Annotated in this window: 18 protein-coding genes; 12 read left to right on the plus strand and 6 right to left on the minus strand. The window is 68.1% G+C overall.

Annotated elements, in window-relative coordinates; all coding sequences use genetic code 11:
• Positions 1–53 precede the first annotated feature (53 nt).
• The 3 genes from rpoN (at position 54) to ptsN (ending at position 2803) form a co-directional block, all read left to right on the plus strand.
• Positions 54–1457 (plus strand): RNA polymerase factor sigma-54, encoded by a 1404-nt coding sequence (gene rpoN / locus J7654_RS00270; protein WP_209737292.1) that lies wholly within the window; start codon positions 54–56, stop codon positions 1455–1457.
• A gap of 190 nt (positions 1458–1647) precedes the next feature.
• Positions 1648–2223, plus strand: a complete 576-nt coding sequence (gene hpf / locus J7654_RS00275; protein ID WP_209737293.1) for a ribosome hibernation-promoting factor, HPF/YfiA family — start codon at positions 1648–1650, stop codon at positions 2221–2223.
• A 121-nt stretch (positions 2224–2344) separates the two neighbouring features.
• Entirely contained in the window at positions 2345–2803 is a 459-nt protein-coding gene (gene ptsN / locus J7654_RS00280) for a PTS IIA-like nitrogen regulatory protein PtsN (protein WP_209737294.1), read from the plus strand.
• Between the two features lie 60 nt (positions 2804–2863).
• Here ptsN and J7654_RS00285 read toward each other — a convergent pair whose 3' ends face one another.
• The 6 genes from J7654_RS00285 to J7654_RS00310 form a co-directional block, all read right to left on the minus strand.
• A complete protein-coding gene (locus J7654_RS00285) occupies positions 2864–3118 on the minus strand; it encodes a BQ00720 family protein (RefSeq protein ID WP_209737295.1) in 255 nt (84 codons plus the stop codon).
• Positions 3119–3155: 37 nt separating this feature from the next.
• Positions 3156–3599, minus strand: a complete 444-nt coding sequence (locus J7654_RS00290; RefSeq protein WP_209737296.1) for an Hsp20 family protein — start codon at positions 3597–3599, stop codon at positions 3156–3158.
• Between the two features lie 125 nt (positions 3600–3724).
• Positions 3725–4240 carry a peptide-methionine (R)-S-oxide reductase MsrB gene (gene msrB, locus J7654_RS00295; protein ID WP_209737297.1) on the minus strand — a complete coding sequence of 172 codons (516 nt, stop codon included), beginning with the start codon at positions 4238–4240 and terminating at the stop codon, positions 3725–3727.
• Between the two features lie 151 nt (positions 4241–4391).
• Positions 4392–4928: a fasciclin domain-containing protein gene (locus J7654_RS00300; RefSeq protein ID WP_209740058.1), complete on the minus strand. Its 537-nt coding sequence runs from the start codon at positions 4926–4928 to the stop codon at positions 4392–4394.
• A 251-nt stretch (positions 4929–5179) separates the two neighbouring features.
• Positions 5180–5623 carry an alternative ribosome rescue aminoacyl-tRNA hydrolase ArfB gene (gene arfB, locus J7654_RS00305; RefSeq protein WP_209737298.1) on the minus strand — a complete coding sequence of 148 codons (444 nt, stop codon included), beginning with the start codon at positions 5621–5623 and terminating at the stop codon, positions 5180–5182.
• A gap of 116 nt (positions 5624–5739) precedes the next feature.
• Positions 5740–7350: a phosphoenolpyruvate carboxykinase gene (locus tag J7654_RS00310; protein ID WP_209737299.1), complete on the minus strand. Its 1611-nt coding sequence runs from the start codon at positions 7348–7350 to the stop codon at positions 5740–5742.
• 302 nt (positions 7351–7652) lie between these two features.
• On the opposite strand from J7654_RS00310, the gene J7654_RS00315 reads away from it, so the two are divergent.
• The 9 genes from J7654_RS00315 (at position 7653) to tsaE (ending at position 17895) form a co-directional block, all read left to right on the plus strand.
• Positions 7653–8126 (plus strand): pyridoxamine 5'-phosphate oxidase family protein, encoded by a 474-nt coding sequence (locus J7654_RS00315; protein WP_209737300.1) that lies wholly within the window; start codon positions 7653–7655, stop codon positions 8124–8126.
• A gap of 186 nt (positions 8127–8312) precedes the next feature.
• Positions 8313–9020 (plus strand): response regulator transcription factor, encoded by a 708-nt coding sequence (locus tag J7654_RS00320; protein ID WP_209737301.1) that lies wholly within the window; start codon positions 8313–8315, stop codon positions 9018–9020.
• 85 nt (positions 9021–9105) lie between these two features.
• On the plus strand, positions 9106–10869 hold the full coding sequence (locus J7654_RS00325; RefSeq protein WP_209740060.1) for a stimulus-sensing domain-containing protein: 1764 nt from the start codon (positions 9106–9108) through the stop codon (positions 10867–10869).
• The gene (locus tag J7654_RS00330; protein ID WP_209737302.1) at positions 10866–11324 is read left to right on the plus strand and encodes an HPr kinase/phosphorylase; all 459 of its coding nucleotides are present in this window, start codon (positions 10866–10868) and stop codon (positions 11322–11324) included. The genes J7654_RS00325 and J7654_RS00330 overlap by 4 nt, the downstream gene beginning before the upstream one ends.
• A 153-nt stretch (positions 11325–11477) precedes the next feature.
• Positions 11478–11879 (plus strand): PTS sugar transporter subunit IIA, encoded by a 402-nt coding sequence (locus J7654_RS00335; RefSeq protein ID WP_209740062.1) that lies wholly within the window; start codon positions 11478–11480, stop codon positions 11877–11879.
• Complete coding sequence (locus J7654_RS00340; protein WP_209737303.1) at positions 11876–12169, plus strand: HPr family phosphocarrier protein; 294 nt, start codon at positions 11876–11878, stop codon at positions 12167–12169. Before J7654_RS00335 ends, J7654_RS00340 begins: the two co-directional genes overlap by 4 nt.
• A gap of 118 nt (positions 12170–12287) precedes the next feature.
• Positions 12288–13682 carry an adenosylhomocysteinase gene (gene ahcY / locus J7654_RS00345; RefSeq protein ID WP_209737304.1) on the plus strand — a complete coding sequence of 465 codons (1395 nt, stop codon included), beginning with the start codon at positions 12288–12290 and terminating at the stop codon, positions 13680–13682.
• Between the two features lie 224 nt (positions 13683–13906).
• A complete protein-coding gene (locus tag J7654_RS00350; protein WP_209737305.1) occupies positions 13907–16375 on the plus strand; it encodes an ATP-binding protein in 2469 nt (822 codons plus the stop codon).
• On the plus strand, positions 16372–17895 hold the full coding sequence (gene tsaE / locus J7654_RS00355; protein ID WP_245195572.1) for a tRNA (adenosine(37)-N6)-threonylcarbamoyltransferase complex ATPase subunit type 1 TsaE: 1524 nt from the start codon (positions 16372–16374) through the stop codon (positions 17893–17895). Before J7654_RS00350 ends, tsaE begins: the two co-directional genes overlap by 4 nt.
• Positions 17896–17914: the final 19 nt, after the last annotated feature.

Genomic DNA, 17914 nt, shown 5'->3' on the forward strand with positions numbered 1-17914 from the left:
GCTGCTGCGCCGCCGTTCATTCGAGAAGCTTGGGCAGTGGGACGAGGCGGTCGATGAGCCTTTCGATGAAGCTGGAGGTTCGGCAAAGTCAGTCGCTCTCGATGACGCCGCAGCTCCTGCAGTCGATCCGCCTCCTGCAATACGGCCATCTCGACCTCCAGGCCTTCGTGGAGCGCGAGGCCGAGCGCAACCCGCTGCTCGTCGTGGAAGAGCGCGACGGGCCGCCCGTCGCGCCGGCTTCGGGCGCCCTCGCGGCACCCGCCTCCCCCTTCACGGCGCAGCGGCGCGAGTCCCCGCGCGAGCGGGGCGTGGGAGACCCGGGCGGCGCAGGGTTCGACATGCAGGAGCGCGCGAGCGGGCGCCCCTCGCTCCTCTCCCATGCGCTGGGCGAGATCGCCGAGCTCCTCTCCACGCCGCTGGAGCGCAAGATCGCCGAGGCGCTGCTCGCCGATTTCGACGAGGCCGGCTATCTGCGCGTCGACGTGCCGGCTGCGGCCCAGGCGCTGGGCGTGCCGACGGATGCCGTCCACAAGGTCCTGACGCGGCTTCGCGCCGGCGCCGAGCCCGCCGGCCTCTTCGCCGGCGACCTGGCGGAGTGCCTGGCCCTGCAACTGGCGCGCAAGGATCGGCTCGACCCGGTGATCCGAACGGTGCTCGACCATCTCGACCTGCTGGCCCGCCGCGACTTCGCGGCGCTGCGCCGCCTGACCGGCGAGGACGAGGCTGGCCTTCTCGACATGCTGGCGGAAATCCGCGCGCTCGACCCCAAGCCCGGCCTCTCCTTCGAGGCGGACCTGCATCCGGCGATAGAGCCGGACGTGCTGGTCACGCGCGCGGCAACGGGTGGCTGGCGGGTGGAGCTGAACGGTGCGGTCCTGCCCAGGGTGCTGCTCGACGCGGACTATGTGCGCACGGTCACGGCCGAGTGCCGTTCGCCAGCCGAGAAGGAGTTCCTCGGCGCCTGCCAGACATCGGCCACATGGCTCCTGCGCTCGCTGGACCAGCGGGCACAGACGATCCTGAAGGTCGCGGCCGAGATCGTGCGCCGGCAGGAGGCGTTCCTGGACGAGGGCGTGGGCGGCCTGAAGCCGATGACGCTCGCGGCCGTGGCACAGGCGGTGGGCCTGCACGAATCGACCGTCAGCCGCGTCACGGCCGACAAGACGGTGGAAACGCCGCGCGGCGTCTTCGAGATGAAGTTCTTCTTTACCGTCGCGATCGCCTCCTCCACCGGCGGCGAGGCCCATTCGGCCGCGAGCGTGAAGCACCGCATCCGCCTGCTCGTGGAGGCCGAGAGCGCCGGCAGCGTCCTCTCGGACGACGAGATCGCAGCGCGGTTGAAGGATGAGGGCGTCGAGCTGGCCCGCCGCACCGTGGCCAAGTACCGTGAGGCGCTGGGCATCGCCTCCTCCGTCCAGCGCCGGCGTGAGATGAATGCGCGAAAGATCGCATCCTGAACCTTCGAATCGCCCGCGCGCGGCCCTAGATTCCTCTCATGCCCGTGAAATACGGGCGTCGGAACGGAAGCGCTCCCGGAGGGCTTTCGCACCGGCCGGAGGGGATGCGGGCAAGGCGCGCATCCCCCCGGAAGGCAACCGCCGGCGCAGGTTTCGCACCTGCCCGGTTTGAAGGGAAGGAACTGGACGGATGTCACTTCGTGTATCGGGCCGGCACATGGATGTTGGTGAAGCGTTCCGCACGCGCATCGAGGACAAGCTGAACGAGCAGGTCGGCAAATATTTCGACGGCAACTTCTCAGGCTCGGTCGTGCTGTCGAAAGAATCGTCTCGCTACAACACGGACTGCACCCTCCATCTGGACAGCGGCGTCATCTTCCAGGCGACCGGCGAATCGCACGATCCCGAATCGTCCTTCGCCGCGGCGTCCGAGAAGATCGACAAGCGGCTGCGCCGCTACAAGCGCCGCCTGAAGGACCACAAGGCCAACGGCGCGGCGACCCGCGAGGTCGCCTATACCGTCATGGAAGCCATTCCGGACGAGGCCGATGAGGTGCCGGAGGATTACGCGCCTGCCATCGTGGCGGAAACCTCCATCCTCGTCGGCACGCTCTCCGTCGCAGGGGCCGTGATGGAGCTCGACCGGCGCGACAGCCCCATCGTTGTCTTCAAGAACGCCGGCTCGGGGGCGATCAACATCGTCTACCGGCGGCAGGACGGCAATTTCGGGTGGATCGACCCCTCGACCTTGCGCGACGAAGCCTAAGCGTTTACCCGCTCGACCCGTCGGGCACCCGCACTGATGGAAATGCGCCCGGCTCCTTTGGCCGGGCGCGATCCGTTCGAGCGGGATTTTCGTGCAGCACTGGAAGGCGGGCCTTTCTGAAATGGATCTCGACGACCTGATCCGGCAGGACGCGATCCTCCCGTTCCTCAAGGGCAATTCCAAGAAGCAGGTGGTGCAGGAGCTGTGCGAGCGGGCGGGCCGGCTGACCGGGCTGCCCGAGCGCGAAATCTTCGACACGGTGATGGAGCGCGAGCGCCTCGGCTCCACCGGCGTCGGGCACGGCATCGCCATCCCTCACGGCAAGCTGCCCGCGCTGGAGCGCATCGTCGGCGTCTTCGGCCGCGTGGGGCGGCCAGTGGATTTCGACGCGTTGGACGAGGAGCCGGTGGACCTCGTCTTCCTGCTGCTCGCGCCGGCCGGAGCCGGCGCCGATCACCTCAAGGCCCTGTCCAAGGTGGCGCGGGTGCTTCGCAACCCCGCGACGGTCGCCGGCCTTCGCGCGGCGCGGGACGCGGATGCGATCTTCACCCTCCTGTCTCGCCCCCCGGCCGCAGCCTGAACCGAAAAAGGCCGGCGCGCCTCTTGCGCGTCCGGCCTTCCAGGTTTCGATCGTCTAATCTCAGTGCAAGCTGACGGTCATGAGCTCGTTCTCGCTCGCGCTCGCCAGGATCGATCCCCTGTCGTCCGAGACGGCGAGCGGAGTGCCGTCGGCGCCGAACAGCGCCCACAGCTTCAGGCCGGGGCGGATGGCCTGCGCGCCGGGAAAGCGGGCGCGGATATCGTCGGAGGACATGCGGCGCAGATAGGCCAGATGCCCCTCGCCCAGCGCTGCGAAGTCGGTCTGCGAAAGGCGGTCGGTGCGGGTCTCGTTCATTATCGGCTCCTTTGCGAGCAACAGGAGGGACGCCTCGTCAATCGGCGACGGCGATCTCGATCTTCTTCACCACGCGCTCGGGCCTCGGCCTTGCAAGGTCGATCATCAGAAGGCCGTTCTTCAGCTCCGCGCCGAGGATGCGCATGCCGTCCGCGAAGAGGAAGCTCTTCTGGAACTGGCGGGACGCAATGCCCCGGTGCAGGAAGTCCCGGTCCTTCGCCTCGCTCTGCGATCCCCGGATGGTGAGCTGGTTCTCCTCGGTCGTGATCTCGAGGTCGTCCCGCGTAAATCCGGCAACCGCAAGGGTGATGCGGATGATCGTCTGGCTTTCCGCCTCAGGCCCATCGCCCACCTGCTCGCGCAGGCGTTCGATATTGTAGGGAGGATATCCGTCCGCGCCTTTCCCGATCCTTTCCAGCGTGCGTTCGACACTGTCGAACCCGAGCAGGAGGGGACTGGAGAAGGGCGTCATCCGGTTCATCGAAGGTCAAGTCCTCGGCTCAAGCGACTTGTCGGTTCGTGGCCCGTGAGCGGCACCGCGCCCCGACCCCCGTGATATGGAGCCGCACCCGCCGCCCTTCAATGGCCGCGCCGCGCTCCCGCAGATCAGCCCGATACGCTCTCCGGCCGGAAGGCCAGGGCAACGCCGTTGATGCAGTGGCGCTTGCCCGTGGGCTCCGGGCCATCGTCGAAAATATGGCCCAGATGCCCGCCGCAGCGGGCGCAATGCACCTCCGTGCGGGAATAGAGGAGCACGCGATCCACCTTCGTGCCCACCGCATCCTCGTCGATGGGCGCCCAGAAGCTCGGCCATCCGGTGCGCGAATCGTATTTGGCTTCGGACGAATAAAGGGCGTTGGAGCATCCCGCGCAGTGGAAGACGCCGTCGCGCTTCTCCTCGTTCAGAGGGCTCGTATAAGGACGCTCAGTGGCTTGCTGGCGCAGCACCGCGAAGGCCTCCGGCGAGAGCCGGGAGCGCCAGGCCGCCTCGCTCATCTGGAAGGGGAAACGCACCGCCACGCCGCTCTGGCCGCGGGCCGGTGCCGGAAGACCGAGCGGCAGCCCGAAGGCGGCGAGCCCGGCAAGGGCGCCGCCCGAGAAGAGAAAGTCACGCCTGCGCATCGCTCTTTTCCTTCGATCGCTCGTGCCGGTGCCGGGACGGGCACCGGATCCCTGCTCCTGGAACGCATCTTCCCGCGACGGGCTGCGGGGAAGAATGGGCAGCGGGCAGGCCGTTGGAAAGCCCTGCCCGCGCCTCTTGTCGCCCGCAGCCTTAGCTGGCAGGCATCAGCACCGTATCGATGACGTGGACGACGCCGTTCGACTGCATGACATCGGCCTGCGTCACGGTGGCGACATTGCCCTGCTCGTCGGTGACGGTCAGGTTGTCGCCATCCATAGCGAGCGTCAGCGTGCCACCCTCCACGGTCGTCACCTCGTGCGTGCCGCCGTCATCCTGGATCATCTGCATGGCCGCCTCGGCGGTCGCCGCCGCCGGCACCACATGATAGGTCAGGACGGCGCTGAGCTGCTCGCGGTTCTCCGGCTCCAGCAGCGTGTCGACCGTGCCGGCCGGCAGCGCCTCGAATGCCGCGTTGTCCGGCGCGAAGACGGTGAACGGGCCGGCGCCATCCAGCGTCTCCACGAGACCGGCCGCCTGGAGGGCCGCCACGAGGGTGGAGAGATTGGAAGCGTTCGGCGCATTCTCGGCGATTGTCATGTTGGCGTACATCGGCGCGCCGCCGACCTCCACCATGTCGCCGCTGCCGGCGCCCATCGAACCGCCCGAAGCCATGGAGCCTGTGCCCATCGTGTCTCCCGGCTGCACCGTGGTGGCGTCCTGCTCCGAATCGGGCGCGGAGGGCGAGGTGCTGCCCTGCGCCAGCGCGGCGCCGGTAACGCCGGCGGACAGGACGGTGGCCAGCGCGAGGCTGCGGATGAAAGCATTCTTCATGATCTTGTTTCCTCATCGGGTCGGCCCTCCCGTCATCGGGAGGTTGCCCGAGTTACGGGCGAGGACCGCCACCGGATGCACCGCTCACGCCTTCGTGACAGGCGCGGTCAGTCGTCCACCCGCCCCCTCATGCGCTTGATGCCGGCCCGCCCCTTCTTCTCCTTCAGTCGGCGCTCGACCGCGCCGCGCGAGGGGCGCGTCTTCTTGCGCGGCGGGGGCGGCGGCTTCAACGCCTCGCGCACGAGGCCGGCCAGCCTTTCGCGCGCATCCTCGCGGTTGCGCTCCTGCGCCCGGAAGCGGGAAGCCTCGATGAGGATCTCCCCTTCCTTGGTGGCGCGCGATCCGGCCAGCTTCAGGAGACGGGCCTTGGCCTCCCCGGACAGGACAGACGAGGCGGCGGCAAAGAAGCGCAGTTGAACGGCGGACGACACCTTGTTGACGTTCTGCCCGCCGGGCCCGCCGGCGCGGATGAAATTCTCCTCCAGCTCCGTCTCTGGAAGCGTGACGCGGGAGGAAACGACGAGGCCGTCGAAGCGGGAATCGGTCGCCATCGCGCCTGACTTCATGGAGAGGGAACGGGAGCCCCCAGGATAACCGGCTTGCCGGACATGGCAAAGCCCGCGTTCCGGCGAGGAACGCGGGCTTTGCGGCAGTGGTGCCGTGCGGCCTATTCGGCGGCGATGGCGAGCTGCGGCGCGGCCTTCAGGACGTCTCCGTCCACATGCGCCTCGAACTTCTCGAAATTCGCCTGGAACATCTCGACCAGACGACGCGCCTGCGCGTCGTAGGCCGCGCCGTCAGCCCAGGTGGAACGCGGATCGAGAATCGCGGAATCGATCCCTTCCACGGCCACGGGCACCTGGAAGCCGAAATTGGGATCGGTGCGGAACTCGACATCCTTCAAGGAGCCGTCGAGCACCTTGGCCAGCAGCCCGCGCGTGACCTTGATGGGCATCCGGTTGCCGGTGCCGTAGGCGCCGCCCGTCCAGCCGGTGGAGACCAGCCAGCAATCCACCCCGTGATCGGCGATGAGGTCCTTCAGGAGATTGCCGTATTCGCTGGGATGGCGCGGCATGAAGGGGGCGCCGAAGCAGGTGGAGAAGGTCGCCTCGGGCTCGGTCACGCCCTTTTCGGTACCCGCCACCTTGGCGGTGTAGCCCGAGAGGAAGTGGTACATGGCCTCGGCCGGCGTCAGCTTGGCGATCGGCGGCAGAACGCCGAAGGCGTCGGCCGTCAGCATCACGATGTTCTTCGGATGGCCGGCCCGGCCGGTTTCACTGGCATTGGGAATGAAGTGCAGCGGATAGGCGGCACGGGTGTTCTCCGTCAGCGAACCGTCGTCGAAGTCCGGCACGCGCGAAGCGTCGAGAACGACATTCTCCAGCACCGTGCCGAAGCGGCGGGTCGTGGCGAAGATCTCGGGCTCCGCCTCGGCCGAGAGCCGGATCGTCTTGGCGTAGCAGCCGCCCTCGAAGTTGAAGACGCCGTCCTCGCCCCAGCCGTGCTCGTCATCGCCGATGAGCGTGCGCTGCGGATCGGCCGAGAGCGTCGTCTTGCCGGTGCCCGAGAGGCCGAAGAAAACCGCCACATCGCCCTGCGGGCCGACATTGGCCGAGCAGTGCATCGGCATCACGCCCGATTCGGGCAGGCGGTAGTTGAGGACGGTGAAGACGCTCTTCTTCATCTCCCCGGCATAGGAGGTGCCGCCGATGAGGATGGTGTTGCCGGTGAAGTCGCAGGCGATCACCGTCTCGGAGCGGCAGCCATGGCGCGCCGGGTCCGCCTTGAAGGACGGCAGGTCGATGATCGTCAGCTCCGGCTCGAAGCTCTCCAGCTCCTCGCGCGCGGGGCGGATGAGCAGGTTGCGGATGAACAGCGAGTGCCAGGCATATTCGGTGACGACCCGCACCTTGATGCCATTGTGCGGATCGGCGCCGCCGATCAGGTCCTGGACGAACAGATCGCGCCCTTTGGCATGCTCGCGGAAGTCGGCCGAGAGGCGCTCATAGGCGTCCTTCTCCAGCCGCTTGTTGTTGTCCCACCAGATGCGCGGATCGGTGTTCTCGTCGGCCAGGACGAACTTGTCCTTGGGCGAGCGGCCCGTGTGCTGGCCCGTGGTCGCCACGAAGGCGCCGTGGGCGGTCAGCTTGCCCTCGCCGCGGCGGATGGCGGTTTCCACCAGCTCGGCCTCGGTCAGGTTCCAGCGCACCGAGGACAAGCCCGACAGACCCGTGGTCTCGATTCCCCGCCCCGGATTGCGAACGCCGACTTCTTCCATTCCAACATGCTCCTTGTGATCGCATCGCCCACGGCAAAGACCGTGGCCAGCGCTCCTGCCAAACGGAAATACGTCGATCGCACCCGCTCCGCAAGGAAAATCACCTCCACTACTTGGACGAGCGAGTATTCAATCGTTTAAATCTCGCGTTCCACTGTTTAAATCGGTTTGTTCATACAACCGTCGCCTCACGCCCCGCTTATCCTTGCAGCTCGACTCGGCGAGCCGCCCTGCCATGGCAGGCACCTTTGCCCCGTTCATGCGTTTGTCCATCGACACGACCACCCGAAAGGCAAGGGACAATGGCAGACGATACGCAGAAATTCTGGGAGCTTCTCAAGGAGTTCGACACCTGCATGGTGGTGACGCGCGACGGACAGCGCCTGCGCGGCCGGCCGATGGCGCCGAAGGCGGGCGCGGGCGGCGAGATCCTCTTCGTGACCGAAAAGGACACCCACAAGGTGGATGAGATCGAGCGCGACAACCAGGTCGCGTGCACCTTCACCCGGCATGGCCAGTATCTCGCTGTCTCCGGCACGGCGCGCGTCTCCACCGACCGCGCGCTGATCGACGAGGCGTGGGACGCGGAGGTCGAGGCCTGGATGCCGCAGGGCAAGGACGGCCCGAACGTCGCCGTGCTCGCCGTCGATCCGCGCACGGCCGAATTGTGGGATGTGAAGAAGAACGCCGTCGCGCGGGCCTGGGAACTGGCCAAGGCCTATGCCGGCGACAAGGACCGCCCGGATGTCGGGCGGCACGAGACGCTTCGGCCGTAGCCGGGCGGGCGCGGCGGGCCCGAACTTCCCCCCGCGCCTTCGTGTCGCTGGTTAAAATTTTGCTTTTGTGGGAGAATTGCCACATTTAGCGGCAAGGAGCGCCATGCTGCCCAAGGCAGTTGAAGCGCCAGACATGAAAAGCTCCACGGCGGCGCTGTCGCCGGGGCTGACAAGGAGACGAGACCCATGCCGACGATCGCGCTGGTCGACGACGACCGCAACATCCTGACATCCGTGTCGATCGCGCTGGAGAACGAGGGCTATCGGGTCGAGACCTACACGGACGGGGCGTCCGCCCTCGAAGGCTTGTCCGCCCGCCCCCCGCATCTGGCGATCTTCGATATCAAGATGCCGCGCATGGACGGGATGGAGCTTCTGCGGCGCCTTCGCCAGAAGTCCGACCTGCCGGTGATCTTCCTCACCTCCAAGGACGAGGAAATCGACGAATTGTTCGGCCTGAAGATGGGCGCGGACGACTATATCCGCAAACCCTTCTCCCAGCGCCTCCTGGTGGAGCGCGTGCGCGCCATCCTGCGGCGCGGCGCGGCGCGCGAGAGCGGCCCGGCGGGCAAGACCGGCCCGAACCCCGAATCGTCGCTGGAGCGCGGGCAACTGGTGATGGACCAGGAGCGGCACACCTGCACCTGGATGGGCCTGCCGGTGACGCTGACCGTCACCGAATTCCTGATCCTCCATTCGCTCGCCCAGCGGCCGGGCGTGGTCAAGAGCCGCGACGCGCTGATGGACGCGGCCTATGACGAGCAGGTCTATGTAGACGACCGCACCATCGACAGCCACATCAAGCGCCTGCGCAAGAAGTTCAAGGCCATCGACGACGACTTCGACATGATCGAAACGCTCTACGGCGTGGGATACCGTTTCCGCGAGGTCTGACCTTCCGCGAGGACACCAACTTCTCGAAAGACGCCCTTTGGTCTCCAGCTACGACAGCGAAGCGGCACGGCCCGGACGCAGCACGCTGCGCGACACGCGCGTGCGCCGGCGGCTGCGCCGCCTGCCCTTCGTGCGCCGGCTTGCCTACCGCATCCGCTGGCTGCTCGGCCATTCGGTTTTCTCCTCGCTCACGCGGCGCATCGTCTTCCTCAACCTCGTCGCGCTCATCGTGCTCGTCTCGGGCATCCTCTACCTCAATCAGTTCCGCGCCGGCCTCATCGACGCGCGGGTGGAGAGCCTGCTGACCCAGGGCGAGATCATCGCCGGGGCCATCGCGTCCTCGGCGACGGTGGAGACCAATTCCATCACGCTCGATCCCGAGCGCCTACTGGAGCTTCAGGCCGGCTCGACGCTGCAACCGGGCTCGGAATTTTCCGAAAGCCTGGACTTCCCCATCAATCCCGAGCAGGTGGCCCCGCTGCTGCGGCGGTTGATCTCGCCCACCCGCACGCGCGCGCGCATCTACGACCGGGATGCCAACCTCATCCTCGATTCGCGCCACCTCTATTCGCGCGGGCAGATCCTGCGCTATTCGCTGCCGCCGGTGGAGGACGAGGATTCGAGCTTCCTCGACAAGCTCGGCGACCGCGTGGCGCGCCTCTTCCGCGCCGGCGCGCTGCCGGTCTATCGCGAAACGCCCGGCGGCTCGGGCACGACCTATCCGGAGGTGATGAGCGCGCTGACGGGCGGCCCCTCCACCGTGGTGCGCGCCACCGAGAACGGCGAGCTGATCGTCTCCGTCGCCGTGCCGATCCAGCGCTTCCGCGCCGTTCTCGGCGTCCTCATGCTGTCCACGCAAGGGGGCGATATCGACAAGATCGTGCAGGCCGAGCGGATGGCCATCGTGCGCGTCTTCGCCGTGGCCGCCCTCGTCGTCATCGTTTTGTCCACGCTTCTCGCCTCCACCATCGCCACACCGCTGCGGCGCTTGTCCGCGGCGGCGATCCGCGTGCGCCGCTCGGTCAACGCCCGAGAGGAGATTCCCGATTTCGGCGACCGAACGGACGAGGTGGGCAACCTCGCCTCCGCGATTCGCGGCATGACCAACGCGCTTTATGCGCGCATGGACGCCATCGAGAGCTTCGCCGCCGACGTCTCGCACGAGCTGAAGAACCCGCTCACCTCGCTGCGCAGCGCCGTGGAGACGCTTCCGCTGGCGCGCAACGAGGAATCGCGCGAGCGCCTGCTGGCCATCATCCAGCACGATGTGCGGCGGCTCGACCGGCTGATCACCGACATTTCGGACGCCTCGCGCCTCGACGCGGAGCTGGCCCGCGAGGTGTCCCAGCGCGTCGACATGGCGCGGCTCATCCCCTCCGTGATCGACGGCGCCCGCGCCCATGAGCGCGAGGGCCGCAAGGTTTCGATCGAGTTCACGCTCGACCCGCCCGCGCAGGGCCTGCCGGCGAGCTACGTCGTGTCCGGCCACGACCTGCGCATCAGCCAGGTCGTCACCAACCTCCTCGAGAACGCACGCTCCTTCGTCTCGGCCGAGGACGGGCGTATCCGCGTGCGGTTGAAGCGCCTGCCCAAGCGCGTGGTGCTGACCGTGGAGGACAACGGGCCAGGCATCCAGGCCGAGAAGATCGAGCGCATCTTCGAGCGCTTCTACACCGACCGCCCGGCCGGCGAGGCCTTCGGGCAGAATTCGGGCCTCGGCCTGTCCATCTCCCGCCAGATCGTCGAGGCGCACGGCGGCTCGCTGACGGCCGAGAACGTGCGCGACCCGAACGCGCCGAACGGTATCGCCGGCGCGCGCTTCACCGTCGTCCTGCCGGCCGAGGAATGACGCCGGGCGAGATCAACCTCCACGCCACCATGGTCCGCATCGGATCCTCGGGGGTGCTGATCGCCGGCCCGGCGCGCTCGGGCAAGTCCGCTTTGGCGATCGCCCTGTTGCGGGGCGCACGGCGCGAAGGGCTTGCCGGTGCGCTGGTCGGCGACGACCAGCTCCTCCTGCGCCCCTGCAAGGGACGCCTCCACGCCCGCGCGCCCGAGGCGATCGCGGGGCTGATCGAGATTTCGGGCGCGGGCCTGCTGCGCCTCCCCGTCGCCGGCCCCGGCCCGGTGGACCTTCTCGTCCGGCTGGAGACCGAGGCGCCGCGCCTGCCGGAGGAGCCGGGGGAAGAGATCTGCGGCATCTCGCTTCCGCGCGTCTTCCTGCCGCCGCGCGAGGCGGCCTTCGGCGCGGATGTCGTCCTGACCCTTCTCGAAGCGGGCCCCGGCGCGCTCTCGAAACTGTGATCGAGAAGCGACAGACATCCATCTTCCTGCGCGCTGCACTGCGATATCTGGCCAAGCGCCGCCTGATCTGGAATAGTTCCGAAACGGTCTGCCGCTAGAGCTTCCCGGATGAGGACGGCCGGGCAGCCCGCCTCGAACGGGGAGTGAATGCCGATGATCGGACTGGTGCTCGTGACGCACGGCCTGCTGGCGCGCGAGTTCAAGGCCGCTGTGGAGCATGTCGTCGGCCCTCAGGACGCCTTCGAGACGGTCTCGATCGGGCCCGAGGACGACATGGAGCGACGGCGCGAGGATATCGTGGAGGCGGTGGCGCGCGCCCAGCGTGGAGCCGGGGTGATCATCCTCACCGACATGTTCGGCGGCACGCCGTCCAATCTCGCGATCTCGGTGATGGAGCAGGGCTCGGTGGACGTGCTGGCGGGTGTCAATCTTCCCATGCTCATCAAGCTGGCGCGGGCGCGCGAGATCCGGCCGATGGACGAGGCGCTCGCCGAGGCGCAGGAAGCGGGCCGCAAATACATCACCGTCGCCAGCCGGGTCCTGGCCGGCAAATGAGCGAGGCGGCGAAAGAAGGCGAGCTTCACCGCATCCTGACCATCGTCAACAAGCGCGGCCTGCACGCGCGGGCCTCGGCCCGCTTCGTGCAGGTGGCCGAGGGTTTCGACGCGGAGCTGACCATCACTCGCGACGGCCTGTCCGTCGGGGGGCAGTCCATCATGGGGCTGATGATGCTGGCCGCGAGCCAGGGCACGGCCATCGAAGTGAGCGCCTGCGGGCGCGAGGCGAGCGAGGCGCTGGCGGCCATCGCCGCACTGGTGGAAGAGCGCTTCGGCGAGGACAGCTAAGAACACATAAGGACATCGTTATATGCCTTGTGGCCTGGCGAGCGCGTTGTTACAGATGCGCGCGACACCGGGCCGCCGCCTGCGCGCGCCCTCCTCTCGCCAAGAAGCGGAGCCTCGCATGAGCGCCGACTACATCGTCAAGGACATCTCTCTGGCCGACTGGGGCCGCAAGGAGATCACCATCGCCGAGACCGAAATGCCCGGTCTGATGGCCTGCCGCGAGGAGTTCGGGGCCGACCAGCCCCTGAAGGGAGCGCGCATCTCCGGCTCGCTCCACATGACGATCCAGACCGCCGTGCTGATCGAGACGCTGACGGCTCTGGGCGCGGAGGTCCGCTGGGCCTCCTGCAACATCTTCTCCACGCAGGACCAGGCCGCCGCCGCCATCGCGGCGAGCGGGGTTCCCGTCTTCGCCGTCAAGGGCGAGACGCTGGAGGAGTACTGGACCTACACCGACAAGATCTTCCAGTGGACGGACGGCCAGCCCACCAACATGATCCTGGATGATGGCGGCGACGCCACGATGTACATCCTCATCGGCGCGCGCGCCGAGGCGGGCGAGGACGTGCTCTCCAGCCCCGGCAACGAGGAGGAGGAAATCCTCTTCGCCCAGATCGCCCGGCGCATGGCCGAGACGCCGGGCTTCTTCACGCGCCAGCGCGATGCCATCAAGGGCGTGACGGAGGAGACGACGACGGGCGTCAACCGCCTCTACCAGCTCCAGAAGAAGGGGCTTCTCCCCTTCCCCGCGATCAACGTCAACGACAGCGTCACCAAGTCGAAATTCGACAACAAATATGGCTGCAAGGAATCGCTGGTGGATGGCATCCGCCGCGGCACGGACGTGATGATGGCCGGCAAGGTCGCCGTCGTGTGCGGCTATGGCGACGTGGGCAAGGGCTCGGCCGCCTCGCTCGCCGGGGCCGGGGCGCGCGTCAAGGTGACGGAGGTCGATCCGATCTGCGCGTTGCAGGCGGCGATGGACGGGTTCGAGGTCGTGACGCTGGAGGAAGCGGCCCCCACCGCCGACATCGTCGTGACCACCACCGGCAACAAGGACGTGGTGACGCTGGACGTCATGCGCTCCATGAAGGACATGGCGATCCTGGGCAATATCGGCCATTTCGACAACGAGATTCAGGTGGCCTCCCTGCGCAACCTCACCTGGACCAACGTCAAGCCGCAGGTGGACATGATCACCTTCCCGGACGGGAAGCGCATGATCCTGCTCTCGGAGGGCCGTCTCCTCAATCTCGGCAATGCCACGGGCCACCCCTCCTTCGTGATGTCGGCCTCCTTCACCAACCAGACGCTGGCGCAGATCGAGCTCTTCACCAAGGGCGAGAAATACGGCCGGGAAGTCTACGTCCTGCCCAAGCATCTCGACGAGAAGGTCGCCCGCCTGCATCTGGACAAGCTGGGCGCGAAGCTGACCGTGCTGTCGGAGGAGCAGGCCGCCTATATCGGCGTTTCGCCGCAGGGCCCGTTCAAGAGCGAGCACTACCGATACTAAAGCCGAACGCCTTCCCCGAAGCTCCATCCGGCGGCCGCCGGCGCGACATGCGCCGGCGGCCGTTTGGCCGTTAACCATTTTTCCACCCGGTGTGGCTTCCTGCGCTTTGCGTGTGAGCCGCCGCCCGTCTAGTTTGAACCCGAATCGCGCCCGGAAGCGGGGCTGGGCGCGCAGGGGCGGGGCTTGCCGCGCCCTCCTTGGAATGCGGCGACGGGGACGGGGGAATGGTGAAGCACCGGCATGGATGGACGCGTGGCCTTTTCGCCGCCGTTTCGCTGGCTTTGATGGCCGGGCCGGCGCAGGCGCAGTTCCTGGACCGCGCCATGGCGCCCGAAACCGTCTTCGGCCTCGCGCTCCTGGCGCTCCTCCTCGGCGCGGCCATGATCGCATCGTTCTGGCTGGTGCGCGCCCGCGCGGCCACGGAGGCCGAGAACGAGCGGCTGCGCACGGAACTCACCGATGCGCGCAACGAGGCCGAGACCCGCGCGGCCATGATCGCCGCCGAGGGCCAGCGCATCGTGGCATGGCGCGGGCGCGAGGCGCCGGAGCTGGTCGGCCAGTTGCCGGACGGCTGCCCCGCCCCCCGCCCGCCGGAGGGTTTCCTGCAATTTGCCCAGTGGATGCCGGCCCAGGACGCGCGGACGCTCGACGAGGGCATCGCGCGGCTGCGCGAGCGCGCGGAGCCCTTCCGCATGGAAATCGAGATGGCCGACGGCGCGCCGCTGGAGATCGTCGGCAAGACGCTCGGCGCCCTTGCCCTCGTTCGCTTCTCGCCGCTCGGCGGGCTTCGCGAGGAGCTGGCGCTCGTCAAGATCGAGCATGAGCGGGCCATGCAGACCATCGAGACGCTGCAGAACCTGTTCGACGCCGCGCCCCTGCCCCTGTGGCTTCGCGGGCGCGACGGCGCGCTCGTCTGGATCAATTCCGCCTTCGCGCGGGCCGTGGACGCCGACGGGCCGGACGAGGCGATCGAGCGCGAGCTGGAGTTTCTCAACGCGCAGGACCGCGCCGAGATCTCCGCCTGCGTCGCCGCCTCCGGCGTCTATGACGGGCGCCTGACGGCCGTCGTGGAGGCCGACCGGCGCAATTTCCACGTCGTGGATGCCGCCGGCCCCCTCGGCTCGGCCGGCCTTGCGGTGGACGTTTCGGCTGCCGAAGCCGTGCGCCTCGAGCTGCGCGAGACCATGCGCAGCCATTCCGAGACGCTCGACCACCTGACCACGGCCGTGGCGCGCTTCGATGAGAAGACGCAGCTCATCTACCACAACGCGGCCTTCGAACGGCTCTTCGACCTCGCCCCCGCCTATCTGGAGGGGCAGCCGGACCAGATTTCCATCCTCGACCGCCTGCGCTCGCGCGGCATCCTGCCCGAGGACCGCCCCTTGCGCGACCTCAAGGCCGAGATCATGGCCGCCTACCGCGCGCCGCAGCCCACGGACACGATCTGGCATCTGGCGGACGGGCGCACGCTGCGCGTCTTCGCCAGCCCCGAGCCGCAGGGCGGCGCGACCTGGGTGTTCGAGGACCTGACCGAGAAGTTCGAGCTGGAAAGCCGGCTCAACGCCCTGGTGCGCCTCCAGGGCGAGACGCTGGACTGCCTGAACGAGGCCGTCGCCGTCTTCGGGCAGGACGGGCGCCTGCGCCTGTCCAACCCGATCTTCGCCGAGATGTGGGGGCTCTCCAAGGAGTTCGTGGAGGCCAAGCCGCATATCCGCACCTTCGGCCAGACCGTCTCGGTCTCGATCCTGGCGCGCGAGGACGATTCCAACGCCAGCTGGCAGGGCTTCGCCCGTGCCGTCACCGCCTTCGACGAGGGCGCGCGCGAATCGCAATGGGGCGAGTTCGAGCTTTCGGACGGCCGGGTGCAGAGCTACGGCATCGTGCCCCTGCCGAACGGCCAGACCATGCTGACCTTCACCGACATCTCCGACGCGCGCGCCGCCGAGCGGATGCTGCGCGAGCGCAACGAGGCGCTGGTGGAAGCGGACCGGATGAAGTCGGACTTCGTCCAGCACGTCAACTACGAGCTGCGCTCCCCGCTCACCAACATCATCGGCTTCTCCGCCCTTCTGCGCGCGCAGGAGACCGGCCCGCTCAACGAGCGCCAGAGCGAGTATCTCGACTACATCTCCACCTCCACCTCCACGCTGCTGACCATCGTCAACGACATTCTGGACCTGGCCACCGTGGATGCGGGGATCATGGATCTCGACATCACAGAGGTGGATATCGCCAAGACCGTGGGCTACGCGGCGGACGCGGTGCGCGAGCGCCTGCGCGAGAACGAGATCGAGCTTGAAGTGGACGTCTCGAACGCCGGCAAGAGCTTCTCGGCCGACGAGCACCGCATCACCCAGATCCTGTTCAACCTTCTTTCCAACGCGGCCAATTTCGCCCCGGCCGGCTCCACCGTCTCGCTGCGCGCCGCGAGGCTGGGCGAGGACGTGGTCTTCAAGGTGTCCGACGAGGGACCGGGCATCGCCAAGGACGATATCTCCAAGGTGTTCGAGCGCTTCGAGGCGAACCCCTCCGGCGGGCGGCAGTCGGGCGCGGGCCTCGGCCTGTCCATCGTCAAGAGCTTCGTCGAGCTGCATGGCGGCAAGGTCTCCATCGCCGCCGGGCCCAAGGGCGGCACCGTCGTCACCTGCCGCTTCCCCGTGCGCCGCTCCCTTGCCGACAGGGCGGCCGAATGAGCCAGGACGAATTGCCCGCCCCCTTGGCGGACGGCTTCACCATGATGCTGGAAGGCGAGGAAGCCAGCCACCGTCTCGCGCAGGATTTCGCCGTCGTCATGCGCACGGGCGACATGCTGGCCCTCTCGGGCGAGCTGGGCGCCGGCAAGACCACCTTCGCGCGCGCCCTCCTGCGCCATCTGGCCGGCGACGACGCGCTGGAGGTGCCCTCTCCCACCTACACCCTCGTCCAGACCTACGAGACGCGCCCCAAGGCCACCCATTTCGACCTCTACCGAATCGGTGGAGAGGACGATCTGGTCGAACTCGGTTTCGAGGAGGCGGCCGAGACCGGCCTCGTCCTCGTCGAATGGCCGGAGCGCTCGACGCTGGTGATGGAAGAGGCCAATATCCACCTGACCCTGTCGGGCGACAGCCCCGAGCGGCGCGAGGCCACGGTCCTGCTGACACCGGAGGCGGCGGCGCGGGTCGAGCGCTCGCTGGCCGTGCGTGCCTTCCTGCGCGCGGCGGGCCACGGCACGGCGCACCGCCGCCCCTTCCCGGCGGATGCCTCCGCGCGTCGCTATGAGCATATAGAGAACGCCGACGCTTCGCTCGTCCTGATGGACGCGCCCGCCAATGGGCCGGTTTCCGACGCCGCGCGGCTCTATGCGCAGACCGCGCATCTCGCGCAGGAGGTGCTGCCCTTCGTCGCGCTGGCCGAAACGCTCGAGGCGCGCGGCTTCTCCACCCCGCATATCGTAGCGGCCGACCTCTCCGCCGGGCTCGTGCTGATGGAGTATCTGGGGGACGAAGGCATCCTCGACGCCGCGGGCCGGCCGATCGCCGAGCGCTACGAGGCCGCCGCCCTGTGCCTGGCCGAACTCCACGCCCGGCCCTTCGGCCGGCACGTCGAGACGAGCGATGGCCTCGCCTACGAGATACCGGATTTCGACCGGGCGGCGATGATGGTGGAGGTCGGGCTTCTGGTCGACTGGGCCTTCCCGCGCATCAAGGGCCGCCGCGCCTCCGAGGAGGAGCGCGCCGCCTTCGCCAACGTCTGGAACAGTGTGTTCGACGCGCTGGCGGGCACGGAGACGAACCTTCTGCTGCGGGACTTCCACTCGCCCAACATCCTGTGGCAGGGCGAGCGGGAGGGGTGCCGGCGCATCGGGCTCCTCGACTTCCAGGACGCGATGATCGGGCCGACAGCCTACGATCTCGCCTCGCTGGCGCAGGACGTGCGCGTGGACATGCCCGCCGAGCTCGAGGCGCGGCTCCTTGCCGCCTACCGCGCCGCGCGCTCCACCGCCGGCCCCTTCGACACGCCGGGCTTCGACGCGGCCTATGCGGCCATGGCCGCCCAGCGCGCCACCAAGATCCTCGGCATTTTCGTGCGGCTGCACGAGCGCGACGGCAAGCCGCAATATCTGCGTCATCTTCCGCGCATACGAGCCTATCTGCGCCGCACGCTGGGCCACCCGGTGCTGGCGCCGGTGGCCGCGCTTTACGAGGAATGGGGCATTCTTGCCGATGACTGAGACAGATGAGAAGGGATCG

The sequence above is a fragment of the Aureimonas populi genome (genome assembly GCF_017815515.1).
Taxonomy (GTDB): Bacteria; Pseudomonadota; Alphaproteobacteria; order Rhizobiales; family Rhizobiaceae; genus Aureimonas; species Aureimonas populi.